General features: G+C 73.2%; 23 protein-coding genes, 1 pseudogene and 1 riboswitch. Of the genes and pseudogenes, 7 read left to right on the top strand and 17 right to left on the bottom strand.

Features of this window, described 5'->3' with window-relative positions; all coding sequences use genetic code 11:
• Positions 1 to 6: 6 nt before the first annotated feature.
• A complete protein-coding gene (locus Asi03nite_RS18365) occupies positions 7 to 375 on the bottom strand; it encodes a holo-ACP synthase (protein WP_203681275.1) in 369 nt (122 codons plus the stop codon).
• A 100-nt stretch (positions 376 to 475) separates the two neighbouring features.
• Between Asi03nite_RS18365 and Asi03nite_RS18370 the strand changes: the two genes are divergently transcribed.
• Complete coding sequence (locus Asi03nite_RS18370) at positions 476 to 763, top strand: hypothetical protein (protein ID WP_203681277.1); 288 nt, start codon at positions 476 to 478, stop codon at positions 761 to 763.
• A complete protein-coding gene (locus Asi03nite_RS18375; protein WP_203681279.1) occupies positions 760 to 2,211 on the top strand; it encodes an alpha/beta hydrolase in 1,452 nt (483 codons plus the stop codon). Before Asi03nite_RS18370 ends, Asi03nite_RS18375 begins: the two co-directional genes overlap by 4 nt.
• A 215-nt stretch (positions 2,212 to 2,426) precedes the next feature.
• Here the strand turns inward: Asi03nite_RS18375 and glmS are convergent, their stop codons facing one another.
• Positions 2,427 to 4,310, bottom strand: a complete 1,884-nt coding sequence (gene glmS, locus Asi03nite_RS18380) for a glutamine--fructose-6-phosphate transaminase (isomerizing) (protein ID WP_203681282.1) — start codon at positions 4,308 to 4,310, stop codon at positions 2,427 to 2,429.
• A 142-nt stretch (positions 4,311 to 4,452) separates the two neighbouring features.
• Between glmS and Asi03nite_RS18385 the strand changes: the two genes are divergently transcribed.
• Positions 4,453 to 5,145: an MmpS family transport accessory protein gene (locus Asi03nite_RS18385; protein ID WP_203681284.1), complete on the top strand. Its 693-nt coding sequence runs from the start codon at positions 4,453 to 4,455 to the stop codon at positions 5,143 to 5,145.
• Between the two features lie 10 nt (positions 5,146 to 5,155).
• Positions 5,156 to 6,313, top strand: coding sequence for a pyridoxal phosphate-dependent aminotransferase (locus Asi03nite_RS18390; protein ID WP_203681286.1), 1,158 nt, complete (start codon positions 5,156 to 5,158; stop codon positions 6,311 to 6,313).
• A 99-nt stretch (positions 6,314 to 6,412) separates the two neighbouring features.
• On the opposite strand, the gene glmM is transcribed toward Asi03nite_RS18390, so the two are convergent.
• From glmM to rplM, 3 genes are all read right to left on the bottom strand, one after another.
• A complete protein-coding gene (glmM, locus tag Asi03nite_RS18395) occupies positions 6,413 to 7,768 on the bottom strand; it encodes a phosphoglucosamine mutase (protein WP_203681288.1) in 1,356 nt (451 codons plus the stop codon).
• A 192-nt stretch (positions 7,769 to 7,960) separates the two neighbouring features.
• Positions 7,961 to 8,458, bottom strand: a complete 498-nt coding sequence (gene rpsI, locus Asi03nite_RS18400; protein WP_239102766.1) for a 30S ribosomal protein S9 — start codon at positions 8,456 to 8,458, stop codon at positions 7,961 to 7,963.
• 20 nt (positions 8,459 to 8,478) lie between these two features.
• Complete coding sequence (gene rplM / locus Asi03nite_RS18405; protein ID WP_203681290.1) at positions 8,479 to 8,922, bottom strand: 50S ribosomal protein L13; 444 nt, start codon at positions 8,920 to 8,922, stop codon at positions 8,479 to 8,481.
• 826 nt (positions 8,923 to 9,748) lie between these two features.
• On the opposite strand from rplM, the gene Asi03nite_RS18410 reads away from it, so the two are divergent.
• The gene (locus Asi03nite_RS18410; protein ID WP_203681292.1) at positions 9,749 to 10,894 is read left to right on the top strand and encodes a uroporphyrinogen-III synthase; all 1,146 of its coding nucleotides are present in this window, start codon (positions 9,749 to 9,751) and stop codon (positions 10,892 to 10,894) included.
• A gap of 378 nt (positions 10,895 to 11,272) precedes the next feature.
• Here the strand turns inward: Asi03nite_RS18410 and Asi03nite_RS18415 are convergent, their stop codons facing one another.
• The 4 genes from Asi03nite_RS18415 to Asi03nite_RS18430 are packed head-to-tail and all read right to left on the bottom strand — an operon-like array spanning position 11,273 to position 15,733.
• Positions 11,273 to 11,887: a GTP-binding protein gene (locus Asi03nite_RS18415; protein ID WP_203681294.1), complete on the bottom strand. Its 615-nt coding sequence runs from the start codon at positions 11,885 to 11,887 to the stop codon at positions 11,273 to 11,275.
• The gene (locus Asi03nite_RS18420; protein WP_203681296.1) at positions 11,868 to 12,230 is read right to left on the bottom strand and encodes a DUF742 domain-containing protein; all 363 of its coding nucleotides are present in this window, start codon (positions 12,228 to 12,230) and stop codon (positions 11,868 to 11,870) included. Before Asi03nite_RS18420 ends, Asi03nite_RS18415 begins: the two co-directional genes overlap by 20 nt.
• A 45-nt stretch (positions 12,231 to 12,275) precedes the next feature.
• A complete protein-coding gene (locus tag Asi03nite_RS18425) occupies positions 12,276 to 12,683 on the bottom strand; it encodes a roadblock/LC7 domain-containing protein (RefSeq protein ID WP_203681298.1) in 408 nt (135 codons plus the stop codon).
• Positions 12,680 to 15,733 (bottom strand): sensor histidine kinase, encoded by a 3,054-nt coding sequence (locus tag Asi03nite_RS18430; RefSeq protein WP_203681300.1) that lies wholly within the window; start codon positions 15,731 to 15,733, stop codon positions 12,680 to 12,682. Before Asi03nite_RS18430 ends, Asi03nite_RS18425 begins: the two co-directional genes overlap by 4 nt.
• A gap of 603 nt (positions 15,734 to 16,336) precedes the next feature.
• Here Asi03nite_RS18430 and Asi03nite_RS18435 point away from each other — a divergent pair.
• Entirely contained in the window at positions 16,337 to 17,812 is a 1,476-nt protein-coding gene (locus Asi03nite_RS18435) for a hypothetical protein (protein ID WP_203681302.1), read from the top strand.
• A 114-nt stretch (positions 17,813 to 17,926) separates the two neighbouring features.
• Positions 17,927 to 18,355, top strand: a complete 429-nt coding sequence (locus Asi03nite_RS18440; RefSeq protein ID WP_373872137.1) for a ribonuclease domain-containing protein — start codon at positions 17,927 to 17,929, stop codon at positions 18,353 to 18,355.
• A 186-nt stretch (positions 18,356 to 18,541) separates the two neighbouring features.
• On the opposite strand, the gene thiC is transcribed toward Asi03nite_RS18440, so the two are convergent.
• The 8 genes and pseudogenes from thiC to Asi03nite_RS18480 form a co-directional block, all read right to left on the bottom strand.
• Entirely contained in the window at positions 18,542 to 20,059 is a 1,518-nt protein-coding gene (thiC, locus tag Asi03nite_RS18445; protein WP_203681306.1) for a phosphomethylpyrimidine synthase ThiC, read from the bottom strand.
• A gap of 73 nt (positions 20,060 to 20,132) precedes the next feature.
• Positions 20,133 to 20,900: a bifunctional hydroxymethylpyrimidine kinase/phosphomethylpyrimidine kinase gene (thiD, locus tag Asi03nite_RS18450; protein ID WP_203681308.1), complete on the bottom strand. Its 768-nt coding sequence runs from the start codon at positions 20,898 to 20,900 to the stop codon at positions 20,133 to 20,135.
• Positions 20,901 to 21,085: 185 nt separating this feature from the next.
• A pseudogene (locus Asi03nite_RS18455) lies at positions 21,086 to 21,667 on the bottom strand (thiamine phosphate synthase); the annotation flags it as partial.
• A complete protein-coding gene (locus tag Asi03nite_RS18460; RefSeq protein WP_203681310.1) occupies positions 21,661 to 22,404 on the bottom strand; it encodes a thiazole synthase in 744 nt (247 codons plus the stop codon). The gene Asi03nite_RS18460 and the pseudogene Asi03nite_RS18455, both read right to left, overlap by 7 nt.
• 1 nt (position 22,405) lies before the next feature.
• Positions 22,406 to 22,606, bottom strand: coding sequence for a sulfur carrier protein ThiS (thiS, locus tag Asi03nite_RS18465; RefSeq protein ID WP_203681312.1), 201 nt, complete (start codon positions 22,604 to 22,606; stop codon positions 22,406 to 22,408).
• Positions 22,597 to 23,613 (bottom strand): glycine oxidase ThiO, encoded by a 1,017-nt coding sequence (gene thiO / locus Asi03nite_RS18470; RefSeq protein WP_203681314.1) that lies wholly within the window; start codon positions 23,611 to 23,613, stop codon positions 22,597 to 22,599. Before thiO ends, thiS begins: the two co-directional genes overlap by 10 nt.
• A complete protein-coding gene (locus Asi03nite_RS18475) occupies positions 23,610 to 24,266 on the bottom strand; it encodes a thiamine phosphate synthase (protein WP_203681316.1) in 657 nt (218 codons plus the stop codon). Before Asi03nite_RS18475 ends, thiO begins: the two co-directional genes overlap by 4 nt.
• A riboswitch (TPP riboswitch) is annotated at positions 24,260 to 24,370 on the bottom strand. It overlaps the preceding gene by 7 nt.
• A gap of 151 nt (positions 24,371 to 24,521) precedes the next feature.
• Positions 24,522 to 26,168 carry an ABC-F family ATP-binding cassette domain-containing protein gene (locus Asi03nite_RS18480; protein WP_203681318.1) on the bottom strand — a complete coding sequence of 549 codons (1,647 nt, stop codon included), beginning with the start codon at positions 26,166 to 26,168 and terminating at the stop codon, positions 24,522 to 24,524.
• Between the last annotated feature and the right edge of the window lie 11 nt (positions 26,169 to 26,179).

A 26,179-nucleotide genomic window follows, 5' to 3' on the forward strand; every position in this document is an offset into this window, starting at 1 on the left:
CTCCCCCTACGCCTCAGCCACCACCATCGCCGACGCGATCCCGCCGTCGTGCGACAGCGACAGGTGCCATCGATTGATGCCGCGCTCGGACGCGGCGGCGGCGACCGTACCGGAAACCGTCAACCAGGGACGCCCGTCCGGGTCGGTGACGATCTCGCAGTCGTGCCAGCGCAGCCCGGCCGGCGCGCCCAGCGCCTTGGCCACCGCCTCCTTGGCGGCGAACCGGGCGGCCAGCGACTCGGGCGAGCGCGGGTTGCCCGACCCGGTCAACCGCTCCTCCTCGGTGAACAACCGGTCCCCGAGCAGCGGGGTCCGGTCGAGCGCGCGGGCGAAGCGGTCCACCAGGACGACGTCGATGCCGACAGACACGATCACAACGGACACCCTAACGTTCGCCCGGACGCCTGTGGACAGCCGCGGAGCGTTGTCCACAGGCCCGTCCCGGCGACCTCCGCGACGGCCTACCTTCGGCGCCATGAACCCCGACATCGACGTCGACATCCGGCAACTGCACGGCACCACCTCGGCGGTCGAGGGGACGGCGGCCCGGGTGCGGGAGGCGGCGGCCTCGGCCCCGCCACCCGTGCCCGGCCCGCGCTGGTCGTCCGTGGACGCCGCCGCCTCCGCGGCCGGCGCCGCGGCCCGATCGCTGCGGAACCTCGGCGCCGGCCTCACCGACACCGCCGACCAGATCGAGCACACCATCGCGGAGTACGCCGCGGCCGACACCCGTGCCGCGACCCGTCTGCGAGCGGCCCGATGAGCGTCGTCACCTACACCCGGCTGCGGGTCACCGACCCGACCCGCTGGGCCGCCGCGGCGCTCGACTGGCGTCGCTGGGCCGCGCTGGCCGGCGTGCTCTGCGGCGAGTTCGGCCCGCTCGCCGGCCGGTTGCGCGCCGCCTGGTCCGGTGCCGCCGCCGAGGCCGCCACCGCCCGGCTCGGCACGTTCCGCCGCCGGCTGGTGCTGTTCCGGCTGCTCTGCTGGCGGGCCGACCAGATCCTCAGCGAGTTCGCCGCGGCCCTGACCCGGGCCCGCGCCCTGCTCGACCGGGCGCGGGCCGCGGTCGGCGGCGCCGACCTGGTGATCGGCGGGACCGGGCCGGGCCAGGCCGATCTGGCCGCCGCGGTCGAGGTGGCCGCCGGCGCCGACGAGACCGCCCGCGCCCGCCTGGCCGAGGTCGCCGCGACCCCGGTCGCCCCGGCGGCCGCCGCCGGACCGGACTGCACGGCGACTCCGGCGCGGGTCCGCCAGTGGTGGGCCGGGCTGTCCCCCGGCGAGCGGATGTGGCTGCTGGCGTGCGAGCCGGCGGCGGTCGCCGGCCGGGACGGGATCCCGGTCGCCGACCGCGACCTGGCCAACCGGCTGCTGCTGGCCGACCGCCGGGAGAGCCTGCTGCGCGCCGGCACGGACGGGGACCGGCTGCGCGGGCTGGACCGGCTCGCCGCCCGGCTGGAGGCGGAGAGCGGGCCCAGGTCGTATCTCATCGGATTGGACGTCTCCGCGGACGGCCGGGCCGTGGTCGCCTTCGGTGACCCGGATCGCGCGGCGAACGTGTTGACCCACGTCCCCGGGATGACCGCCGGCCTGTCGTCGCTGGACCACGAGCTGACCCGGGCCGAGCGGGTCGCGGGCCGGGCCGGCGAGCTGGGGCCGACCGCGGCGACCAGCTCGGTGGTCTGGCTCGGCTACGACGCGCCCGACTTCCTGCACGAGGCCTGGTCGGCCCGGCAGGCGGAGGACGGCGCGAGCGGGCTGCGGCGGTTCCAGGACGGGTTGCGGGCCACCCACGAGGGCCCGGCGGCCCGGCTCACCGTGCTCGGGCACAGCTACGGCTCGCTGGTGGTGGGCAAGGCGGCGACCGGAGCGCTGGACGCCGACCGGGTGGTCTTCGTCGGCTCGCCCGGGGTCGGCGTGGACTCGGCGGCGCGGCTGACTCTCCCGGCCGACCACGTGTTCGCCTCGACCTCGATCAGCGACCCGATCCAGTGGCTCGCGGTCTCCCCCGGCACGGCGGCCCGCCGCCTGCTGCCCGGCCCGCCGGTCACCGGGCCGGCCGGCGACCTGTGGTTCGGGCACAACCCGAGCGACCCGGCCTTCGGCGCCCGGGTCTTCGGCAGCCAGTGGGACGGCGGCCACCTCGGCTACTGGGAACCGGGGAAGCCGGCCCTCGACGCCCTCGCCAAGATCACTCTCGGTGAGGCGCCATGAGGGCCGGCTCGGTACGGTGCGTGGGCCGTCGGCGCCGCCCGCATCGCCGGAGCCGGGAATGGGGGCGACGGACGAACCCGCCACGGCGCGGACCCGCGCGCCGTCCTGCACGTGCCGCACGGCCGCCGTGACCGGGACCGGGCCGTACGGCCGCACGGCCGGAACCTGGCCGCACGGCCGCATGGCCGGAACCCGGCCGCACGGCCGCCGGTGGGCTACTCGACGGTGACCGACTTGGCCAGGTTGCGCGGCTGGTCCACGTCGTGGCCGCGGGCGGTGGCGATCTCGCAGGCCAGGATCTGCAACGGCACGGTGGTCATCAGCGGGGCGAGCAGCGTCGGGGTGTGCGGCACCTCGATCAGGTGGTCGGCGAACGCGCGGACGCCCTCGTCGCCCTGCTCGGCGATCACGATGGTCCGCGCGCCGCGGGCGCGCACCTCCTGGATGTTGGAGACCACCTTGTCGCGGATCACGCCCCGGCCGGCCGGCGACGGCACCACGCAGACGACCGCGGTGCCCTGGTCGATCAGCGCGATCGGACCGTGCTTGAGCTCGCCGGCCGCGAAGCCCTCGGCGTGCATGTAGGCGAGCTCCTTGAGCTTGAGCGCGCCCTCCAGGGCCACCGGGAAGCCGACGTGCCGCCCGATGAACAGCACCGTGGAGGCGGTCTTGAGATCCCGGGCCAGCGCCCGCACGTCCTCCATCTTGCCGAGCAGCTCGCGCAGGTTGTCCGGGGTGCTGCGCAGGCGGGAGACCACGGCGGCCACCTCGTCGGCGTACATCACGCCGCGGATCTGGGCCAGGTGCAGGCCGATCAGGTAACACGCGACCAGCTGGGTGAGGAACGCCTTGGTGGAGGCGACCGCGATCTCCGGCCCGCCGTGGGTGTAGAGGACGGCATCCGACTCGCGCGGAATGGTGGAGCCGTTGGTGTTGCAGATGGCGAGCACCCGGGCCTTCTGCTCCTTGGCGTGCCGCAGCGCCATCAGGGTGTCCATGGTCTCGCCGGACTGGCTGATCACGATCACCAGGGTGGAGCGGTCCAGGATCGGGTCGCGGTACCGGAACTCGCTGGCCAGTTCGACCTCGCAGGGGATCCGGACCCAGTGCTCGATGGCGTACTTGGCGATCATGCCGGCGTTGTAGGAGGTGCCGCAGGCCACGATGAACACCTTGTCCACGTCCCGCAGGTCCTGGTCGGTGAGCCGGACCTCGTCCAAAATGATCTCGCCGCGGTCGCTCAGCCGGCCGAGCAGGGTGTCCGCGATGGCCTGCGGCTGCTCGGCGATCTCCTTGAGCATGAAGTAGTCGAAACCGCCCTTCTCGGCGGCCGACAGGTCCCAGTCGACGTGGAACTCCTTGCCGCTGGCCGGGGCGCCGTCGAAGTTGGTGATCTCGATGGCGTCCGGGGTGATCAGGACGACCTGGTCCTGACCCAGCTCGACCGCCTCGCGGGTGTGCTCGATGAACGCCGAGACGTCGCTGGCCAGGAAGTTCTCCCCGGCGCCGCGGCCGACCACCAGCGGCGAGTTGCGCCGCGCGGCGACCACCGCGTCCGGCACCTCGACGTCCACCGCGAGCAGGGTGAAGGCGCCCTCCAGCCGGCGCACGACGCGCCGCATGCCCTCGGCGAGCAGTGCCGGGCCGTCCCCCGCGCCGGCCGTGCGCAGCGCGCGCATCTCCGCGGCGAGCAGGTGCGCCGCGCACTCGGTGTCGGTGTCGCTGCGGAACTCGACGCCGCCGGCCTCCAGCTCGGCGCGCAGGCGGGCGAAGTTCTCGATGATGCCGTTGTGGATGACCGCGACCCGGCCGTCGGCGGACAGGTGCGGGTGGGCGTTGCGGTCGGTCGGCCCGCCGTGGGTGGCCCACCGGGTGTGCCCGATGCCGGTCCGGCCGGCGGCGATCCCGTCGGCCGTGCGGTCGGCGAGGGCCTTCTCCAGGTTGGCCAGCTTGCCGGCCCGCTTCTCGGTGCGCACTTCGCCGTTGTCGATGACGGCGATGCCGGCGGAGTCATATCCGCGGTACTCCAGCCGGCGGAGGCCGTCGAGCACGATGCCCAAGGCCGGACGATTGCCTACGTAACCCACGATCCCACACATGCCGGGCAGCGTAGCTGACTTTTGCGCAAACGTCATGCGCGAGAAGCACTCTTACGCGCATCGTACGTGATCGGAAACATAGACCGTACAGTGGGCGCTCGCTCCGGTGGCGTACCGTCGAATCGGCCTGTCAGGAGGAGAGATGAGCGAACCGCGCGACCCGGTGTGGCCGCCCCGGGACTACCCGCCCACCTCCGAGTTCCCGCCGGTCGACCACGTTCCGCCGGACCACCCGCGGCAGCCCGGCCATTCCCCGGATCACTGGCGGCAGCCCGGCTACCCGCCACCTCCGGACCAGTCGCAGCAGCCCGGCTACCCGCCGGGCTATCCGCCGCCCCCGCCGCGCCGCAGCAACGTGCCGCTGGTCGCCCTGGTCCTGGCGGTCAGCCTGCTGCTCTGCGGCGGTGTGGTGACCACCGGCGTGCTCCTGGTCCAGCGGGCCACCGACAAGGCCGAGGAGACCGCGCAGAAGATCCCGACCGCCCTGCCCACCCAGGCACCCACGGCCCTGCCCAGCAACCTGCCGGACCTGCCCGGCCTCACCGACGGCCGGCCGGTCACGGTGAAGTACGAGGTGACCGGGGACGGCCCGGCCACGATCATCTACACCGAGAAGCTGAACGGCCTGCCCAAGACCCTCAACGACGTGAAGCTGCCGTGGCGGCTGTCGGTGACCATGGAAGGATTGTCGTTCGTCTCGGTGTCGGCCGTGCGGACCACGCTGGCCGACGGCAGCATCACCTGCAGGGCGACGGTCGACGGCCGGACGGTCTCCGAGCACACCGCCTCGGGCATCGGCGCCACCGCCACCTGCAACAAGGTGACCTTCAACTGAAAGGAGCACGGTGAGCACGGACCCGCTGGTCGAGCGGATGCGCCCGTTCGGGACCACCATCTTCGCCGAGATGTCCGCGCTCGCGGTCCGCACCGGGGCGGTCAACCTCGGTCAGGGCTTCCCGGACACCGACGGCCCGCCGGAGATGCTGGCCGCCGCGGCACACGCCCTGGCGAACGGCGCGAACCAGTACCCGCCGCTGGCCGGCATCCCCGCGCTGCGGCAGGCGATCGCCGAGCACGAGCAGCGGTTCTGGGGCCTGACCCGGGACCCGGACACCGAGGTCGCGGTCACCGCCGGCGCCACCGAGGCGGTCGCGGCGGCCATTCTGGCGCTCTGCGAGCCGGGTGACGAGGTGGTCTGCTTCGAGCCGTACTACGACTCGTACGCGGCCTCGATCACCCTGGCCGGCGCGGTCCGGCGGCCGGTCACCTTGCGCCCCGGCCCGGACGGGCGGTACGAGTTCGACGAGGCGCAGCTGCGCGCGGCGTTCGGCCCGCGCACCCGGCTGCTGCTGCTCAACTCCCCGCACAACCCGACCGGCAAGGTGTTCACCCCGGCCGAGCTGGGTTTGATCGCCGGGCTCTGCCGGGAGTTCGACACGGTCGCGGTGACCGACGAGGTCTACGAGCACCTGATCTTCGACAGTGTGCACACCCCGCTGGCGTCCCTGCCGGGCATGCGGGAGCGGACCCTGCGCATCTCCTCGGCCGGCAAGACGTTCTCCTGCACCGGGTGGAAGATCGGCTGGGCCACCGGGCCGGCCCCCTTGGTCTCCGCGGTGCTGCGGGTCAAGCAGTTCCTCACGTTCGTGAACGCGGCGCCGCTGCAGCCGGCCGTGGCTGTCGCGCTCGGGCTGCCGGACTCCTACTTCACCGGCTTCACGGCTGGCCTGCGCGCCAACCGGGACCGGCTGGTGGCCGGGCTGACCGCGGCCGGGTTCGGGGTGCTGCCGCCCGAGGGGACGTACTTCGTGACCGCCGACATCCGGCCGCTGGGCGGGACCGACGGCGTCGAGTTCTGCCGTGCGCTGCCCGGGCGCTCCGGGGTGGTGGCGGTGCCGACCCAGGTCTTCTACGACCATCGGGAGGCGGGGCGGCACCTGATCCGGTTCGCGTTCTGCAAGCGGCCCGAGGTGATCGACGAAGCGGTGGCCCGCCTCAAGTGAGGAGACGGGCCGGGCACCGTCGACCGGCCGGGGCCTGCCGGGCCCGGTCCGCGAACCGCTGGCCGGCCGGGCGCGAACCGCTCGGCCGGGCGCGAACCGCTAGCTGGCCGGGCTCGCGGCCCGCACCTCGTCCGCGATCCGCGCGGCGACGCTGCTCGCCTGCTCCTCGGTGGCGGCCTCGACCATCACCCGGACCAGCGGCTCGGTCCCGGAGGGGCGCAGCAGCACCCGGCCGGTCTCGCCCAGCTCCGCCTCAGCCAGCGCCACCGCTGCCTGCACGGTCGGCGCGGCCGCCCCGGCCTCCCGGTCGCCGACCTTCACGTTGATCAGCTTCTGCGGCAGTTTGTGCACCACGGCGGCCAGGTCGGCCAGCGACTTGCCACTCGACGCGATCTGGGCCATCAGGTGCAGGCCGGTCAGCACGCCGTCGCCGGTGGTGGCGAACGCCGGCATCACGATGTGCCCGCTCTGCTCGCCGCCCAGCGCCAGCCCGGCGCCCTGCAGCTCCTCCAGCACGTACCGGTCGCCGACCTTGGTCTCGATCAGCTTGATCCCGGACTGCTTCATCGCGATCCGCAGGCCGAGGTTGCTCATCACGGTGGCGACCAGGGTGTCCTCGGTCAGCGTGCCGGCGTCGCGCATGGCCAGCGCCAGGATCGCCATGATCTGGTCGCCGTCCACCTCCTCGCCGGACGCGGTGACGGCCAGGCAGCGGTCGGCGTCGCCGTCGTGCGCCAGGCCCAGGTCGGCGCCCTCGCGCAGCACCGCCTCGCGGACCTTGTCGAGGTGCGTGGAGCCGCACTCCTCGTTGATGTTCAGCCCGTCCGGCTCGGCGTGGATCGCGATCACCTCGGCACCGGCCTCCCGGTACGCCACCGGGGCGGCCTCGCTGGCGGCGCCGTTCGCGCAGTCGACCACGACCTTGATGCCCTCGAGCCGGTTCGGGATCGACTCGACCAGGTGCTTGATGTAGTGCTCGGCGCCGTCCAGCAGGTCGTGCACCCGCCCGATGCCGGCGCCGGTGGGCCGCCCGACCAGGCCGTGCCCATCCTCGATCGCCTTCTCGATGCGCGCCTCGAGCTCGTCCGGCAGCTTCTGGCCGCCGGCGGCGAAGAGCTTGATGCCGTTGTCCGGCATGGGGTTGTGCGACGCGGAGAGCATCACACCGAGATCGGCACCGGTCTGCCCCACCAGGTACGCGACCGCCGGCGTCGGCAGCACGCCGACCCGGACCACGTTGGCTCCGGCACTGGTCAGGCCCGCGACGACCGCCGCTTCCAGCATCTCGCCGCTGGCCCGCGGGTCACGCCCCACGATCGCGAGCGGCTGGTGGCTGCTGTCGGTCTCGACCAGGACCCGGGCGGCCGCGACCGCGACCGAGAGAGCCAGTTCCGGGGTGAGCAGTTCGCCGTTCGCAAGACCGCGAACGCCGTCGGTGCCGAAGAGTCGCCCCATGGCGGCTTCCTTTCGCCGGTGACACGTGCCCTCAAGCGTGCAACAACTTCTGGTCAGGGCAGGAGTACCGGAACGGCTAGTTGGGGGAGGGGGGTGTCACAAAAACCATGAAGATCGCGGTGGTACGAAAACCGCGACGGCCGAGCACGCTTCCCGGCTGTTCGGGAGGCGTACTCGGCCGTCGCGGGAAAATCAGCGCTTCGAGTACTGCGGCGCCTTGCGGGCCTTCTTGAGGCCGTACTTCTTGCTCTCCTTGACCCGGGCGTCGCGGGTCAGGAAGCCGGCCTTCTTCAGGGCCGGGCGGTCGTCGGGCTCGCTGGAGATCAGCGCCCGGGCGATGGCCAGCCGCAGCGCACCGGCCTGGCCGGTGATGCCGCCGCCCCGCAGGTTCGCGAAGACGTCGAACTGCTCGGCCCGCTCGACGGTGCTCAGCGGCTCGCGGATCAGCTGCTGGTGGACCTTGCTCGGGAAGTAGTTCTCGAGCTCGCGGCCGTTGCAGGTGATCTTGCCGGTGCCGGGGACCAGACGCACCCGGACGATGGCCTCCTTGCGGCGGCCCACGGTCTGCACCGGACGGTCACCGGGGCGGGGGGCGCGAACCGGCGCGGGCGCCTCAACGACGACCGTCTCAGCGGGCTCCTCGACGGTCTCGACGGTCTCGACGACCTCGGGCTCGATGATGTCGGTCATGCTGCTGCCTTCTCCCGCGCTCACTGCGCGATCTGGGTGATTTCGAACGGCTGGGGCTGCTGCGCGGCGTGCGGGTGCTCGGCGCCCGGGTAGACCTTCAGCTTCTTGATGATCTGCCGCGCCAGCTTGTTGTGCGGGAGCATGCCCTTGACCGCCAGCTCGATCGCCTTCTCGGGGCGCTTGGTCAGCAGCTCCTCGTAACCGACCTGCTTCAGACCACCCGGGTAGCCGGAGTGCCGGTAGGCGACCTTGGTCTGCCGCTTGTTGCCGGTCAGCGCGACCTTGCCGGCGTTGATGATCACCACGAAGTCGCCGGTGTCGACGTGCGGGGCGAACGTCGGCTTGTGCTTGCCGCGGAGGAGGGTCGCGGTGTGGGTAGCCAGGCGGCCCAGGACGACGTCAGAAGCGTCGATAATGTGCCACTGACGCTCGATCTCACCCGGCTTCGGGCTGTACGTACGCACAGAATTACCTTGTCTCGTCGTCGGTCTGGGGGCGCGCGCTGGCCGCGTCGAACTCGACGTCGACACGAACATCAAGCACACCCCAGGGGGAGCGCTCGCAGCTATCGCACAACAGCAGGCAACAATACCCGGCCGCGCGGCGCGTGGTCAAAACAGGCTGCCCCTGGGTGAATAGCCCGAGGCGGGACCTCAAACGGTATCCAGCATACTCGGTCTCCGGACTACCCCCGCCGGGGGTTCGCCATCTGGAGCTCGCCGGCTCTTATCAGGCTCGAAACAAATGGGACGCTTGGCGGAAATTCCCCACCGGCAGGCTTCCAGTCATGCCCATCGGTGCGGAACTCCGGACGACGCGGCCCGGCACTGGCCGGCGCGGCGTGTTCGGGCGCACCATGGGAAGACCGCCGTCAGGGTTGAGGACGGACCTGGCGGTGTTCGCCACACCGGTTGGCCGGAGTGGCGAGGAGAAGTCGCGGCGTGCCCCGGACGGAGGCATGGCGAGAACCGTAAGCGTGACATGGGAGCGGGTCGACGCTGAGGACGACGGTTCTCGAGCGTGCCCTTCGGTGGACCGCCCGGCCACGTCGCGACTTCTCGACCTCCTCGTCGGCGGCGCCGCTCGCACCGGCGGCCGCGCCGGCCCCATCACCGGCGCTCCTCTCCCGGAAGGGGCCGACCTCGCCGGCTCCACGCCCTCCGATCTCTCCGCGGTCGCGGGCCGCGCCACTGGCCCCAGCCTCTCCGCAGGCGCCGGCCTCTCCACGGACGCCAATCCCACTACCGGCGCCGGCGTCCCCGCGGGCAACGGCCTCGTCCCGGGCGCCGGATGACGGACCGGACTCCGGGCGCCCGACGGCTGGTGCTGACGGCGGCCGCGCTGGCCGAGCCGACCGCCACCCTTTCCGGTTACACCGTCGGCGTCACCTCGGACCGCCGCCAGGACGAGCTGGCCGGTCTGCTGGAACACCGCGGCGCCCGGGTCGTGCTCGCCCCGGCGCTGCGCATCGTCCCGATCTCCGACGACGCCGAGCTGCGCGCCGCCACCCGGGCCTGCCTGGACACCCCGCCCGACATCGTGCTGGTGAACACCGGCATCGGCATGCGCGGCTGGCTGGAGGCGGCCGACGGCTGGGGTCTGGGGGAACCCCTGCGCGCCGTGCTGAGCCGGGCCTATCTGGTGGCTCGCGGCCCGAAGGCGCGGGCCGCGGTGCAGGCCGCGGGTCTGCGCGAGCGGTGGACCCCGGACGGCGAGGGCTACGAGGAGGTGGTCGACCACCTCACCGCCCGTGGTGTCGCCGGCCGCACGGTCGCCACCCAGTTGCACGGCGAGAGCCAGCCGGAGTACACCGCGGCGCTGGAGGCCGCCGGCGCCCGGGTGATCGAGGTTCCGGTCTACCGCTGGGCCCCGCCCGCCGACCCGGCCCCGCTGCACCGCCTCGTCGACCTGATCACCAACCGGCTGGTCGACGCCGTGACGTTCACCTCGGCCGCCGCCGTCCAGGCGCTGCTGCGCGCCGCCGGGTCGGCCACCGAGCCGCCGCTGGACGCGCTCCGCACGGACGTGCTCGCCGCCTGCGTGGGTCCGGTCACCGCCGCTCCGTTGCGCCGCCTGGACGTGCCGGTCTCCACCCCGAGCCGGGCCCGGCTCAGCGCCCTGGTCCGCACGCTGATCGACGAGCTGCCCAGAAGGGCGGTGTCTCTGCAGGTGAACGGCCATTCGATCACTCTGCGGGGCCATGCCGCGGTGGTCGACGGCGAACTCCGGCCGCTGGCGCCGGGACCGATGGCGGTCCTGCGCGCCCTGGCCAGGTCGCCCGGCCGGGTGCTCTCCCGGGCGGCGCTGCTCCAGGCCCTCCCGCGCAACGCCGACGAGCACGCCGTCGAGATGGCGGTGGCCCGTCTCCGAGCCGCGCTCGCGATCCCGGGCGCCATCCAGACGGTCGTCAAGCGCGGCTACCGGATCCCGGCCTGACCCACCCGTTCAGTGCCGGGCGGCGCCACGCGGCTGGGCGCCAGAGGTGCCTCAACGCGCCCGACACACCCCTGTGTGCCGGCCGAGATCACGCGGCTGGGCGCCAGGCTCCCCGCGCACGCTGCCGGTTGATGAGGGCTGGCGGCGCGGGTCTGCCGGGAGGGCGATGCGGTCGGGATGGGAGCGGGGGTCCGCCCGGGTGGCCCGGGTGCGGTCCGCCTCCACGTCGCGGGGCCAACGCCGGGGGAAGAAGGGGGCGGCGATCGCCGTGGAGGCGCCAGCGGCCAGATCGCCGCCCCGCCCGGCGGGAACGACGATCTGGACCGACAACCGGCGTACCACCTGAAGATCTTGAAGTTGATCTTCAGACGGTACGGCTCAGCCGACCCCGACGCCCTGCTCGTGCTCGGCCACGAGGGTGTTCATGGCGTGCTCGACCACGCCGATCAGGACCGCCTTGACCGACTCGCGATGGCGGGCGTCGCACATGATCAGCGGGACCCGGGCCGGGATGGCGAGCGCCTCGCGGACCTCCTCGGCCTCGTAGCGGGGTGCGCCGTCGAAGCAGTTCACCGCCACCAGGTAGGGCAGGTGCCGGTTCTCGAAGTAGTCGAGCGGGGCGAACGCGTCGGTCAGCCGGCGGGTGTCGACCAGCACCGCGGCGCCGACCGCGCCGCGGATCAGCTCGTCCCACATGAACCAGAAGCGGGTCTGGCCCGGGGTGCCGAACAGGTAGAGGATCAAATCCTCGGCCATGGTGATGCGGCCGAAGTCCATGGCCACCGTGGTGGTGCCCTTCTCCGGCACCTTGGACGCGTCGTCGATGCCCGCGCCGGCCGCGGTCATCACCGCCTCCGTGGTCAGCGGCTCGATCTCGGAGACCGCGCCGACCAGCGTCGTCTTGCCGACGCCGAAGCCGCCGGCGATGACGATCTTCGCCGACGTGATCTCCGAAGGAGGGGCACCCGCCCGCTCAGAGCTTGCGAAGTCCACTCAAAACCCTTCCCAGAAGATCCATCCGCTCCGTGAAGCCCTTGCGCGGAGCGGCACTGTGCAGCGTGAGCAAACCGTCGGCGACCATGTCGGCGACGAGGACCCGGGCCACCCCGAGAGGCAGCCGGGTGAGCGCCGCGAGTTCGGCCAGCGATTGCGCTTTCGGCTCACACAGCACGGCGATGCGGTATTTGTCATGTCCGGCGAAGCGCGCTTCCTGTACGGCCGCCGAACTGGCGACCAGGACCGCCTCGATCGGGATGTCCCGGATCGGTTCGGTGCGGCCGCGGGTCACCGCGTACGGCCGCACCAGGTTCCCCCGGGGATCGTGCGGCTGTGTCATGTCGCGGTCACCTCATCTCCGCCGGGGTCCAGCCGACCCCGGCGCCTAGTGGCTGACGGCCTCGCGCGCCGCCGGCGACAGGGCCGCGCCGACGCGCTCCACCAGCAGAGCCATCTCGTAGCCGACCTGGCCGACGTCGCAGCTGCGCGCCGCGAGCACGGCCATCGACGAACCGTCGCTGATGGACATCAGGAAAAGATAACCGCTGTCCATCTCGATGATGGTCTGCTGGACCTTCCCTGCGGTGAACATCCGGGACGCGCCGTCGGTCAGACTGACCACGCCGGATGTGATCGCGGCCAGCTGGTCGGCCCGGTCGGCCGGCAGATCCCGCGAGCATGCCAGCAACAAGCCGTCCGCGGAGACCGCGACCACGTGCGCGATGCCCGCGATGCTGTCGGCGAAGTTGTTGAGCAGCCAGCCCATGTCGTGCATGGTGGGAGGCCTGGTCACTGTTCGTTCTCCTTAGGAGCCTGTGGTGCCGCGGCGGCGGGTTCGGCGACGCCGTCCGTCCGCCCTCGCTGAACCCCTCGGGTGTACGCGGAGAGAAGTCCACGTACGTCGTCAGGGCTGCGACGGTTGTGTGCGCGAGGCGTCTCCTGCACCCCGCCCGGTACGAGTTGCGCCTGCGGGATCCGCTTCGGCAGTCCGGAGCGGGTGGTGCCGGCGTCCTGGGGTGCGGAAGCGGCCATCGCGCGCTGCCATCCTTCGTCGGCGGCGGTCCGCCAGCGATCCTCGGGGGCGGTACGTGGTCGGGGGACCGCCGGCTGGGGGATCGTACGGTTCTCAGGGGTGTTCGGTTCAGTGCGAGAGGCGCGGTGGTCGCGATTCTCGCGGGTGTTCGCCTCCGCGTTGTCCGGTGTTTCCGGGCGGTTGTTCGTCTCCGCGCGCATTGCCGGGGTCGTGGACACCGGAACGGGCGCCGCGGAGACCGGGGCCGGGGCGTAGCCGGCGGTGGGCATGCCCTGCCAGTCCGGCGCGCCGGGCCTTCCGGCCCCGGCGGAGCTGTCCGGCTCGGATTCGAACCAGTTGTGCTGCATCTCCACATGGATGGGCTCGGCCGCCTCCACCGGCGAGCCCGGACCGGAAACCGGCGAGGCCGGAGCCGGAGCCGGCGAGGCCGGAGCCGGAGCCGGCGAGGCCGGAGCCGGAGCCGGCGAGGCCGGAGCCGAAACCGGGGAAGCCGGAGCCGAAACCGGGGAAGCCGGAGCCGAAACCGGATGCTGTGCAGAATCGGACCTGGCCCAGCTCGGCGTCGCGGACACCGGCTGCGGCCCGGCCGATACCGGCGCGAACAGCGGCGCCGAGGGCGGATCCATCGGCGCGGCCGGCTGCGGCACCCGGGTCGGCAGCTTCGGCCGGTCCGGCGTCGGCCGCAGATCCAGCTCGGCCGGGCGCTCGGCGGCCATCTGCGCCCACCGAGGCAGCGCCGGCGCGTGCGGGTGCGCCGGAGTCGCCCGGATCGGCGGGCGCACCTCGGGCCTGCGCTCACCGCCCCCGACCGGCTGCGGAGCCGGTCCGGGCCGGGTCCAGCTGGCCGCCCGCCCGGGGTTGGTCGCCGGCGCGCCGGGCAGCACCACGATCTCGGCGGGCAGGGTGATCTCGGCGATCGTCCCGCCGTCCCGGTGCGGCAGCAGCCGCACCCCGATCCCGTGCCGGGCCGCCAGCCGCGCGATCACCGCGAAGCCCATCAGCCGGAACGCGGACGCGTCCACCTCGGCCGGCTCGTTCAGCCGACGGTTGATCTGCTCCAGCTGCTCCGGCGAGATGCCCAGCCCGTGGTCCTCGACCGAGACGGTCGCGTGGTCGCCGGCCAGGCGGCCCTGTGCCATCACCACTGTGGTCGGCGGCGAGAAGCGGGTCGCGTTGTCGAGCAGCTCCGCGATCAGCCGGACCACGTCGTTGACCGCGGCCGCGGCGATCGAGACGTCGGTGTCGATCGCGCCGAACTCGACCCGGTGGTAGAGCTCCACCTCGGACTGCGCGGCCCGGAGCACGTCGACCAGCAGCGCGTCCTCGCGGCGCGGCGCGCCCACGTCGGCGCCCGCCAGGACCAGCAGGTTCTCGTCGTTGCGGCGCATCCGGGTGGCGAGGTGGTCCAGGTCGAAGAGCTTGGCCAGCCGCTTCGGGTCCTCCTCGGCGCGTTCGATCTGGTCGAGCTCGCCGATCATCCGGTCGACCAGCGCCTGACTGCGCCGGGCCAGGCTCAGGAACATCGCGGAGACGCTGGTGCGCAGCGCGGCCTGCTCGGCGGCGACCCGGATGGCCTCCCGGTGCACCATGTTGAACGCCTCGGCCACCTGCCCGAACTCGTCGCGCTCGGTGAGCCGGATCGGGTCCCGGGTCTGCGCGACGATCCGGTCGACGCCGCCCTCGCCCAGGCTCTCCACGTCCTGCAGGCGGCTGACCGCGTCCGGCAGGTCACGGTGCGCCACCGCGAGCGCGCCCTCGCGCAGCCGCCGCAGCGAGAGGTGCAGGTTACGGCCCAGGTAGAAGGCGAGCGCCAGGGCGGCGATCAGGACCAGCAGCACCACCACGAACTCGAGCGTGGAACGCTTCGTGGTGGCCGAGCTGTCGTCCTGGGCCACCTCGAGGATCTCGGCCTCCAGGGTGGTCTCGGCCGTCCGGAGACGATCGAGGACTTGGCCGTACGCCTTCGTCAGCTCCCCCACCGGCACCGCGCCCGCCCCGGTGAGCCGGGTGACCAGGCCGTCCGCCCGGGCCACGGCGGCGTCCGCGAGGGCCGCCTCGACCAGGCCCACCTGGTCGGCGCCGGCGATCTTCCGGAAGTCGTCGAGCGCGTCCTGCCGTGCGGCCCGCGCGCCGATCAGCTCCTGCTGCCAGACGGAGCTGAGCTGGCCGGTGATCCGGACCACGTACGCCGCGGCCTCCTGGTCGGCGGTGGCCGCCTGGATCCGGCTGAACGCGGCGAGCGCGCGCAGCCCGTCGGCGGTGGCGCCGGGCATCGCGATCTGGCTCACCGACTCGTCGAAATCGGACAGCTCGTCGAGGATCTCGCCGTAGCGCTGGACCGCGGTGGCGACCGTCACGTCCTTGCGCGCCCAGACCGCGCCGCGCGTGTCGGTGAGCGTGCCGAGCTGTTCCTGGATCAGCTGGAGCCGCTCGCCCACCCGGGCCGGCACCGCGCGGAGCTCGCCGCGGTGCCGGCGGAACGTCTGTGCCTGCGCGTCGACGGACTCGGTGGCGTCCCGGTAGGCGTCCGGCGAGGCGTCCGGGTCGGTCAGGAAGGCGGCGGCGGCCATCCGCTCGCGGTGCAGCAGCCGGGTCAGGCCGGAGAGGTCGGTGCCCAGCCCGGTGAGGTCGGCGACGCGGCCGGCGTCGCTGGCCCGGCCCCGCACATCCATCAGCCGCACCGTGGCCAGCACCAGCACCGCCGTCAGCGGGATGACGAGAAGGCCGGCGAGCTTGGCGCGGATCCGGGCGTCCCGGAGCCACGGGAGCGGACCGCGTCGCACAGCCAGGCCCGAGGATCCCGTCCTCACGACATCTCCTTCGCGGTCGTCCCGCCTCGCTGAACGCCCCGGAGCGCTGTCGTCGCCTCCGCGGCGCCGCCCGGGGTCTGCGGTCCGGCCCCGTCCGGCGCACGCAGCAAGGTCCCTGCCGTTATCGGCACGGCGGCGATTTCATCAGACCCCCGGCGGTTTTGGGAAGCCTGGATCCTCCCGGAAACCACCCGGCTGTCCGGGTGGTAACCGCGCGCGTGCCGTCCCGCCGGCCGGCAGCGCGGCGTTGACGTGCGCGAATGCCTCATCCGAGACCGCTCCGGCGGTCACGGCAACCGAACACCTTCACGATTCCAACCACTATGTGAGAGTCCTGTTCCGTGCGCTGAGGAAACCGCGGCATCTGAGCAGGGGTCTCACGTTCGCAAGGATCGGCACGACGCGACGGACTCGTTGTCCGTGCCGGACAGTGTCCACTCTGGAGCGTGGTCTGGCAACTGTTCCGTACGTTGTATTGAAGTTACTCGCCGTAACGTATAGCAATCGAGGTTCTTCTATTGACGAAGATCCAGACTTTAGGGTGCCTTAAGAAGGCGGGCTCCCCCTGGCGAACCGGCCGCCGCATTCCGTAACGTGCCCGGCATGGCAATTCGGAGCTGGGTGAAGTTGCTGGCCACCACCGCCACGGCCGCCGCCGTGGTCGGAGCCGGCCAACTCGGCATGGCCTACGGACTCGGCATCGTCCGGCTGGATCGCGTTCTCGACGTCACTGCCCGTGATCAATGGACGGCACAACTCGCCTGGGTCGCCTGGATCACGATGAGCGCCGCCGCGATCGGCGCGATCGTCGCCACCGCTCTGGGCGCCCGCTGGCGCACCCGCCCGGTGGGCGCCGGCGGCGCGCTCTCGATCGGCATCGCGGCCGGCCTCGGCTCGCTCGCCGTCCTCCCGCTGACCATGCAGCCGGCCCGGTCCGCGCAGGTCGCCGGGGTGCAGCCGGTCTTCGTGATCGGCGTGGCCGCCGGGCTCGGCGCCGCGGCCGGCGTCTTCGCCGCCTGGGCGGTCGCCGCCAAGCCGGCGGCGCGCTGGAACGCGGCGGCGCTGAGCGTGCTGATGTGGATCGTGGCGCTGGTCTCGATCGTCCCGTCGCTGCTGCCCGGCCACACCCCGATCGGGATCCGGCTCGGCGTGCTGAGCGGCAGCCTCGTCCCGCCAGCCGTGGCCGCGCACACCGCCCTGCTGACCATGCCGGTGCTGTCGCTGCTCGCCGGCCTGGCGACCGGCTGGGTGGCCCGCGGCCGCCGGCTGCCGGTCCTGGCCGCCGGCCTGGCCGGGCTGACCGGGCCGGCGCTGCTCACCGCGGCGTATCTGGTGGCCGGGCCGGAGGCGGGCGCGGCCGGGTTCCAGCACGACCCGTACTGGTCGGCGATGACCGCGTGCGGCGCCGGAGTGCTCGGATCGGTGCTCGCGGCCGTCCCGGGCCAGGTGCCGTCCGAGAAGGCCCGGCCCGAGCCGGAGTCCGGGCCGGAGTCCGGCCCGGCCGCCCCACCGGCCGCCCCACCGGCCGTCCCACCGGCCGTCCCACCAGCCGCCCCACCGGCCGTCCCGGCTCCGCCGCTGCCGAAGCGCGACGTGCCGGTCCGGTCCGCGATCGCGCAGGCCGCGGCCGCCGCCGCGCAGCGCCCCGAGGACCAGCTGCGCCCCTCCGACACCGGGGTCATCCCGGCGGCGGGCACTCCGAACAACCCGTTCGCCGGCGGCACCGGCAGCCCGTTCCGCTCAGGTGTGCCGTTCCCCCCGCAGCCGACCCCGACCCAGGCCCCGCCCAAGGCGCCGGCCCCGGAGAACCCGCCGCGCTTCTCCGGCCAGCGGCCGAAGGCGGCGCCGGGCTGGGGTGGGCGCCGCTCCCCCGCGCCCGCCGCTCCCCCGCAGCAGGCGCCGGGCGGCGACTCCTTCAACGGCTTCAACGCCGTGCACACCGGCTCGGTCACCGCCGAGCAGTCCCGGGTCACCGCGCCGCGCGGTCCGGTGGTCGAGCCCACCTCGATCAGCGGCCCGCACCGGCCCGCCCAGGAGACCGACTACGTCGACTGGGTGAGCGGGCTCGGCGGCCAGTAAAGCATGCGTAAACTCCGATGGAATGATGCATCCGGGAGGTACCGCCAGGCACCTCGTGCGGAGACGATGACCGGTGTCCGGGATCTACCACCCTTCTGGCATCGGAGTTCGAACGTGACTGGTCCCCTGCCCCGCGTACGCCGGCTGCTCCTCGGCCTGGCCGTGGTCCTCGGCCTGGCCGGCACCGCCCTGGTCGCCCCCGCCGTGGTCGCGCCCACCCACACCGCGGCCGCGCAGGCCGCCGTCTACCCCACCTGCACGATCAGCCGCTGCTCTGCCGCGCGCACCGCGGTCAACGGCTGGAAGACGCTCGGCTGGCCGCTCAGCGCCGGCTGGTACTCCTGGCCCTACGGCAACTACAACTACACCGGTGGCACCTTCCAGAACCGGGAGGGCTACCTGCCGTCGGCCACCTACAACGAGTACGACGTCTACTCGCGCGCCAAGGGCGCGTCGCGGGACGCCTACCGCATCGTGGTCGACCGCGGCACGAAGGTCGCGTACTTCACGCCCGATCACTACGTGACCTTCTACAAGCTCTGAGAAGTCCTTCGGTACGTACGCGGCGGCCGCCTCCGGACGGCCGCCGCGCGCCGTTCGCCATTTTCCAAGCGGCTCCCGCAACCCGCGCGCACCGGACGGCACCCGGGCGGCGTCGCCGCTGCGGCAGCGGAAGCGGACGTGCGCCCGCCGGCTACGACACCGGCAGGCACACCCGTCCCCACCGGGCTACGGCGTGACCGGCAGGTACACCCGCCCGCCCGCGTCCACGAACTCCGACGACTTCGCCTTCATCCCGGCCGCCCGCAACTCGTGGCTGATCTTCATGGAGCAGAACTTCGGGCCGCACATCGAGCAGAAGTGCGCGGTCTTGGCCGGCGCGGCCGGCAGCGTCTCGTCGTGGTAAGAGCGGGCGGTCTCCGGGTCCAGCGCCAGCTCGAACTGGTCCTCCCAGCGGAACTCGAACCGCGCGTGCGACAGCGCGTCGTCCCAGGCCTGCGCGCCGGGATGCCCCTTCGCCAGGTCGGCCGAGTGCGCCGCGATCTTGTAGGCGATCATCCCGGCCTTGACGTCCTCCTTGTTCGGCAGGCCGAGGTGTTCCTTGGGGGTGACGTAGCAGAGCATCGCGGTGCCGAACATGCCGATCATCGCGGCGCCGATCGCGGACGTGATGTGGTCGTAGGCGGGCGCGATGTCGGTGGCCAGCGGGCCGAGCGTGTAGAACGGCGCGCCGGCGCACAGCTCCTGCTGCAGGTCGACGTTCTCCTTGATCTTGTGCATCGGCACGTGGCCGGGCCCTTCGACCATCACCTGCACGTCGTACTCCCAGGCGATGTGGGTCAGCTCGCCCAAGGTGCGCAGCTCGGCGAACTGGGCCTCGTCGTTGGCGTCCGCGATCGAGCCCGGCCGCAGGCCGTCACCGAGGGAGAACGTGATGTCGTACTCCCGGAAGATCTCGCACAGCTCGCGGAAGTGCGTGTAGAGGAAGTTCTCCCGGTGTTCCGCGAGGCACCAGGCCGCCATGATCGACCCGCCCCGGGAGACGATGCCGGTCACCCGCTCGGCCGCCAGCGGCACGTGCGCGAGCAGCACCCCGGCGTGGATCGTCATGTAGTCGACGCCCTGCTCGGCCTGTTCGATGACGGTCTCCCGGAACAGCTCCCAGGTGAGCTTGAGCGGGTCGCCGTTGACCTTCTCCAACGCCTGGTAGATCGGCACGGTCCCGATCGGCACCGGCGAGTTGCGGACGATCGCCTCACGGGTCTCGTGGATCCGCGGCCCGGTGGACAGGTCCATCACGGTGTCCGCGCCCCACCGCGTCGCCCAGGTCAGCTTCTCCACCTCCTCGGCGACCGACGAGGTGACCGCCGAGGTGCCGATGTTCGCGTTGACCTTCACCAGAAACCTCGACCCGATGATCATCGGCTCGGACTCCGGGTGGTTGCGGTTGGCCGGCAGCACCGCGCGCCCCGCCGCGATCTCGTCGCGGACCAGGGCGGGGTCGACGCCTTCGCGGACCGCCACGAACTCCATCTCCGGCGTGATGCCGCCGGCCCGCGCGGCGGCGAGCTGGGTCCGCCCGCTCCACCACGGTTTTCGCAGCGGGGGCAGGCCGACCGACGGGTCGCTGCCCGGACCGGACGTGTCGTAGAGCCGGACCGGCGGGTTGTCACCGGTCAGCACCACCTCGCTGAACGGCACGCGGATCTCCGGACGGGAGCCCTCCACGTAGACCTTGCGCCTCATGATTCCTCCCAGATAGGTACAAAGCCGGCGGCCGCTGGCAGCGCTGATCCGCCGGAGTCTCCAGACGGGCCGGTTAGGACCGAGCCCAGAAGTGGTCGAGCGGGCCCGGACCGGCGCCCAGCTCCCAGCCGGCGCCGCCGCGCAGCGCCCCGGCGACGTACTCCTTCGCGGCCGCCACCGCGGCCGGCACCGGATCGCCGAGCGCCAGCCGCACCGCGATCGCGGAGGAGAACGTGCACCCCGAACCGTGGTTGTTCGGCGTGCGCACCGGCTCCCCGGGCAGCGTGGTGACGACGCCGTCGTGCCAGAGCACGTCGACCGCGAGCTCGCTGCCGGTCACCACCACGGCGCGCGGCCCGGTCGCGGCCAGCTCGGTCGCCATCGCGGCCATCTCCGAGGTGGTCTCGACCGGACGTCCGCCGAGGGCGCCGGCTTCCTGCCGGTTCGGCGTGACGACCCGGGCGTACGGCATGAGCACCGAGACCACCGCGGCCTCCCCGAGCCGGCTGCCCGAGGTGGACACCAGCACCGGGTCGACGACGAGGTTCGGCAGCTCGGCGGCCCGGTCGGCGATCACCTTGGCGACGGCCGGATCCGCGATCATCCCGACCTTGACGGCGGCCACCGGCAGATCGGTCAGCACGGCGTCGAGCTGCGCGGCGACGACCTCGGCCGGCACCGGGTGGATCGCGGTCACGCCGAGCGTGTTCTGCGCGGTGATCGCGGTGAGCACCGAGGTGCCGTAGGCCCCCAGCGCCGCGAACGTCTTGAGGTCGGCCTGGATCCCGGCTCCCCCGCCGGAGTCCGACCCCGCGATGGTCAGCACCACCGGCGGCGTCACACCCTCACCCCCCGCGCGCGGGCCGGGCCCACCCCAGGCCCCGCGACCCATCCCTGCCGTCCGGCCTCCGAAGGTCCCTCGATCCCTCCGACACCCCCCGCACCGCCAGCCACCAGCCCGCGGCTGGCCGCCAGGGGTGCCTCACGGGTCCGGAGCGACCGCTCAGCGCCGGCCGGCAGGTCACGGCTGGTCGCCAGGGGTGTCTCGCGGGTGAAGGCGGTGGCCAGGGTCCGGGCTGCCCGCTCCGGGTCCGGGGCTCGCATGATCGCGCCGAGGACGGCGATGCCGGCGGCTCCGGCGGCCGCGCACTCCGCGGCCCGCTCCGCCGAATCGACCCCGCCGAGCGCCAGCCACGGCCGGGCGCCGGCCAGCGCGGCCGCGTGCGTGGCGCCCAGCGGCGGGCCGTAGCCCGGCTTGGTCGCGGTCGGGTAGATCGGCGAGAGCGTCACGTAGTCCACGCCGGACAGCGGCTCGGCGCCGTGCCACGAGCGCCCCACCAGAGGCACCCCCGGGGGCACCGGATCGGCCGCGGACAGGTGCACAGCGGTCCCGCCCAGCGGATCCGGGCCGGCCACGATCAGCCGCCCGGCGGGGACCACGGAGCGCAGTTGCTCGACGAGGGCGACGCGCCCGTCGTACGGCAGATCGCGCTCCCGCAACACCACCCACTCAGCGCCACCGCGCACCGCCGCCGCGACCACCTCCACCAGCGGCCCGGTTGCGGACCGCCGATCGGTGAGCACCACCAGCCCGCCCGGCGTCACCACACCGGGATCCCCTCGTCCGAGGTGGACGCGACCGCGTGGAAGCGGCGCGGGATCCGCCCGGCCTCGCGGGCCAGGCGCCCGGCCGCGACCGCGTGCCGCATCGCCGCCGCCATCACCGCCGGCTCGTCGGCCCGGGTGATCGCGCTGGCCACCAGCACCGCGTCGCAGCCCAGCTCCATCGCGAGCGCGGCGTCCGAGGCGGTGCCGATGCCGGCGTCCAGGACCACCGGGACGTCGACGTTCTGCCGGATCAGCTCGATGTGGTGCGGGTTCGAGATGCCCAGCCCGGAACCGATCGGCGAGCCGGCCGGCATCACCGCGGCACAGCCCGCGTCGGCCAGCCGGCGGGCCAGGATCGGGTCGTCGGTGGTGTACGGCAGGACCGTGAACCCGTCCGCGACCAGCACCTCGGCCGCCCGCAGCAGCTCGACGCCGTCCGGCAGCAGGGTCCGCTCGTCGCCGATCACCTCGAGTTTGATCAGATCGGTCTCGAACGCCTCGCGGGCCAGCTGGGCGGTCTTGACCGCGTCCCCGGCGGTGAAGCAGCCGGCGGTGTTCGGCAGGATCCGCACCCGCAGCCGGTCCAGCATCGGCAGCAGGCCCGGCCCGGCCGCCTCGACCCGCCGCAGCGCGACCGTGACCAGATCGGTCTGCGACGCGACGATGGCCTCTTCGAGAGCGGCCAGGCTGTTCGCGCCGCCGGTGCCGAGGATCAGCCCGTTCTCCGGTAGGAACATCTTAACCGCCCTGCGCCGCGGTGAGCACCTCGACCGCGTCGCCGTCGGCCAGGCCGACCTGCGCCCAGGTGCTGCGCGGGACGACCGAGCCGTTCACGGCGACCGCGACGCCCCGGTGCGCGTCGGTGATCTCGGCGACCAGCGCGGCCACCGAGCAGGAGTCCGGCCGGGTCTGGTGCCGGCCGTTGACGATCAGGCGCATCCGAACCTCCCGGGAGTGAAGTCGTCGATGATCGGGTCCGCTGTCCCGGTGAGCACCAGGTCGGCGACGAGCCGCGCGGTGATCGGGGTGAGCAGGATCCCGTTGCGGTGGTGGCCGGCGGCGACGAACACGTTGTCGCGCAGGCGGCCGATGATCGGGGCGTTGTCCGGGGTGCACGGGCGGTGCCCGACGGTGACCTCGGCGAGCTCGTGGTCGGCGAGACCGGGGACCAGGTCGAGGGCGGCGCGCAGCAGGTCGTGGACGCCCCCGGCGGTGGGCTGCCGGTCGGTGCGCTCCTCCTGGGTGGCGCCGACGACGACCTCGCCGTCCGCCCGCGGGACCAGGTAGACGTGCCGGCCGTCCGCGGCGCCGTCGATCACGTGCCGGAGCAGGCCCGGTTCGCCGCGCAGGCGGAGCACCTGGCCCTTGACCGGGCGGATCGGCAGGCCGGTGAGCGCCGCCGTGCCGCAGCCGGCCGCGACCACCGTCGCGTCCGCGACCACCTCGGACAGGTCGGCGACGTTCCGGCGGACGAGCCGGCCCGCGAGGATCTCGCGCAGGGCGGAGACCACCCGGCGGGGGTCCACTTGCCGCTCGGTGGGCGCGTGGGCGCCCGCCCGGATCCGCGGCGACAGGGCCGGTTCCAGATCCCGCACCTGCGAGCCGGTGAGCGGGGACAACTTCTGATGCTTCCACTCGCGGGCCATCTCGGCCACGTCGTCCGCGGTCAGCGCCACCCCGACGGTCCCCGCGTCGTCGTAGCCGACGTCGCCCAGGGCCGCGGCGAACTCCGGCCACAGCCGGCTGGACGCTTCCAGCAGGCGCTCCAGCTGCGGGAACTCGAAGACCGACTCGCCGCCCGGAGCGAGCATCCCGGCGGCGACGTGCCAGGCGCCGTCCCCGCCGTCCGGGGCCGGGTCGTAGACCGTGACGTCCGCGCCGCGCCGCAGCAGTTCGGCTCCGGCGGCCAGCCCGATGATCCCGCCGCCGACGATCCCGACCTTCATGCCGCCGCCTCCGGCGAAGAGGCCGGCACGGGCGAAGCCGGCGCAGGACCGGAGACGACCGTGGGGCTCAGCGCGGCGAGGAACGCGGCGGCCGCCCCCCGCGGATCGGCGGCGAACGCGGAGACCGCCGCCACCCCGTGCGCCCGTCCCGCGAACAGCGCCACCCGATCCAGCGTGATCCCGCCGATCGCCACCACCGGCGTGCCCGGAACGGCGGCCGCGACGACCGCGATCCGACCGGGCCCGAGCGGTGGCGGCAGCCCGTCCTTGGTGGAGGTCTCGAACGCCGGCCCGACCCCCAGGTAGGTCGCGCCGTGCTCGACCGCGGCCCGCGCCGATTCCGGAGTACGGCAGGTCGCCCCGACCACCGCGTCCGGCCCGAGCACCCGCCGCACGGCCTCGACCGGCAGGTCGTCGGCGCCCACGTGCACCCCGTCGGCACCCGCCGCCAGCGCGACCCCGATCCGATCGTTGACCAGGCACATCGCCCCGGCCGCCCGGCAGATGCCGACCGCTTGCCGGGTCAGCGCGTACGCCGCGTTGTCAGTGGTCTTGACTCTGATCTGCACTGCCACGCCAGGCTGGGCCACACCGCGCACGACGTCGATGTCGTCGGTGATCACATGCAGTCGGGGGAACGAAAGAGCGTCCATGACGCACTCCTCCCTGCGCCGGCATTACCCGGATCAGGTTCGACGGTCGGGGGCCGCATCAGCCCCCCTCTCAGCCCGGTGCCCGGACTCCCGTGGGGTTTCTTGTAACCGGACCCTAACCCTTTCGTGACGCGAAAAGCTAGCGAACGCCGCCGGTGAGATGGGACTCGATTCTCCGACGCCCCTGGCGATCGGGCGGCGGCGGCGAGTCCCCTCTCACCGGGTGTCTGGCGTCCGGGCAGCGCAGCCGGCAGCTCAGCGAACGTCCCAGACGGGCGCCGGGGTCTCGACGACCTCGTTGTCGCCCCGGAACAGCACGAAACGATCGAAGGAGCGGGTGAACCAGCGGTCGTGGGTGACCGCGATCACCGTCCCGTCGAACGCCTTCAACCCCTCCTCCAGAGCCTCCGCCGAGGCCAGGTCCAGGTTGTCGGTCGGCTCGTCGAGCAGCAGCAACGTCGCCCCGGACAACTCGAGCAGCAGCACCAGGAAGCGCGCCTGCTGACCGCCGGAGAGCGTGCCGAACCGCTGGTCGCCCTGGGCGGACAGCTCGTAACGGCTCAGGTGCTTCATCGCGCCCGCCCGGTCCATCCCGGAGCGGTGCTCGTCACCCCGCCAGAGGATCTCGACAAGCGTCTTGTCCACCAGCTCGGGCCGGTCGTGGGTCTGCGAGAAGTGGCCGGGCCGGACCCGCGCGCCGAGCCGGGCCACGCCGGTGTGCGCCACGTGCGCGAGCGGCGCCCCGTCGACCGGCTTGTGCTCCAGATCGGGCTCACTGCCGCCGGCCGCGAGCAGGCGCAGGAAGTGGGACTTGCCGGTGCCGTTCGCGCCGAGCACCGCGACCCGGTCGCCGTACCAGATCTCCAGGTCGAACGGGAAGGTCAGATCCTCCAGTTCCAGGCCCTCGCAGATCACCGAACGCTTGCCGGTGCGGCCGCCGCGCAGGTTCATCCGGACCGACTGCTCCTTGGGCGGCAGCGGCGGCGGGCCGGCCTCCTCGAACTTGCGCAGCCGGGTCTGCGCCGCCTGGTAACGCGAGGCGAGACCGTCGTTGTACGCCGCCTTGTTCTTCAGCGTGAACACCAGCTCGCGGAGTTTCTCGTGCTCCTCGTCCCAACGCCGGCGCAGCTCCTCCATCCGGTCGTGCCGGTTGGAGCGGGCCTCGTGCCAGGAGGCGAACCCGCCCGGGTGGGTCCACGCGCCGCCGCCCTCGACCGCCACCACCCGGTCGGCGGTCTGCGCGAGCAACTCCCGGTCGTGGGAGATGAACAGCACCGACTTGTTGGACTCGCGGATCCGCTGCTCCAGCCAGCGCTTGGCGGGCACGTCGAGGAAGTTGTCCGGCTCGTCCAGCAACAGCACCTCGTCACCGCCGCGCAGCAGCAGGTCGAGGGCGAAGCGTTTCTGCTCGCCGCCGGAGAGGGTGCGGACCACGCGGCTGCGGGCCTCCTCCCACGGCTTGCCGAGGATCGAGACAGCCACCGTGTCGAAGAGCACCTCGGCGTCGTACCCACCGGCCTCGCCCCAGGTGGCCAGCGCGTTCGCGTACGCGATCTGGCTCTTCTCGGTCTCGTCCAGAGCCTCGCCCGCGCGCCGCAGCGCCGAGCCGGCCTCCCGCAACGCCGGCGCGACCAGCGACAGCGCCAGGTCCTCCAACGAACGGTCGTCGCCGATCATGCCGATGAACTGGCGCATCACGCCCAGCCCGCCGGAGCGCGCGATCGTCCCGCTCTGCGTCGGGATGTCCCCGGCCACCATCCGCAGCAGGGTGGTCTTGCCCGCCCCGTTCGGCCCGACCAGCGCGACCTTGGCGCCCTCACCGACCCGGAACGACACGTCGGCGAACAGCTCCCGGCCGTCGGGCAGCACGAACCCGGCGCCGGCGACATCCACGTAACCCATGCAGGGCATCC

It is taken from the genome of Actinoplanes siamensis (genome assembly GCF_016862395.1).
GTDB lineage: Bacteria > Actinomycetota > Actinomycetes > Mycobacteriales > Micromonosporaceae > Actinoplanes > Actinoplanes siamensis.

What these genes read in the sequence shown, in the direction of transcription:
- rpsI (WP_239102766.1), bottom strand. Translation starts at nt 8,458, where the DNA reads ATGACCGACATCATCGAGCCCGAGGTCGTCGAGACCGTCGAGACCGTC.
- glmM (WP_203681288.1), bottom strand. Translation starts at nt 7,768, where the DNA reads ATGGGGCGACTCTTCGGCACCGACGGCGTTCGCGGTCTTGCGAACGGC.
- Asi03nite_RS18435 (WP_203681302.1), top strand. Translation starts at nt 16,337, where the DNA reads ATGGCAATTCGGAGCTGGGTGAAGTTGCTGGCCACCACCGCCACGGCC.
- thiO (WP_203681314.1), bottom strand. Translation starts at nt 23,613, where the DNA reads ATGAAGGTCGGGATCGTCGGCGGCGGGATCATCGGGCTGGCCGCCGGA.
- Asi03nite_RS18475 (WP_203681316.1), bottom strand. Translation starts at nt 24,266, where the DNA reads ATGGACGCTCTTTCGTTCCCCCGACTGCATGTGATCACCGACGACATC.
- Asi03nite_RS18375 (WP_203681279.1), top strand. Translation starts at nt 760, where the DNA reads ATGAGCGTCGTCACCTACACCCGGCTGCGGGTCACCGACCCGACCCGC.
- Asi03nite_RS18460 (WP_203681310.1), bottom strand. Translation starts at nt 22,404, where the DNA reads ATGTTCCTACCGGAGAACGGGCTGATCCTCGGCACCGGCGGCGCGAAC.
- thiC (WP_203681306.1), bottom strand. Translation starts at nt 20,059, where the DNA reads ATGAGGCGCAAGGTCTACGTGGAGGGCTCCCGTCCGGAGATCCGCGTG.
- Asi03nite_RS18480 (WP_203681318.1), bottom strand. Translation starts at nt 26,168, where the DNA reads ATGGGTTACGTGGATGTCGCCGGCGCCGGGTTCGTGCTGCCCGACGGC.
- Asi03nite_RS18420 (WP_203681296.1), bottom strand. Translation starts at nt 12,230, where the DNA reads ATGACACAGCCGCACGATCCCCGGGGGAACCTGGTGCGGCCGTACGCG.
- Asi03nite_RS18385 (WP_203681284.1), top strand. Translation starts at nt 4,453, where the DNA reads ATGAGCGAACCGCGCGACCCGGTGTGGCCGCCCCGGGACTACCCGCCC.
- Asi03nite_RS18370 (WP_203681277.1), top strand. Translation starts at nt 476, where the DNA reads ATGAACCCCGACATCGACGTCGACATCCGGCAACTGCACGGCACCACC.
- glmS (WP_203681282.1), bottom strand. Translation starts at nt 4,310, where the DNA reads ATGTGTGGGATCGTGGGTTACGTAGGCAATCGTCCGGCCTTGGGCATC.
- Asi03nite_RS18410 (WP_203681292.1), top strand. Translation starts at nt 9,749, where the DNA reads ATGACGGACCGGACTCCGGGCGCCCGACGGCTGGTGCTGACGGCGGCC.
- thiS (WP_203681312.1), bottom strand. Translation starts at nt 22,606, where the DNA reads ATGCGCCTGATCGTCAACGGCCGGCACCAGACCCGGCCGGACTCCTGC.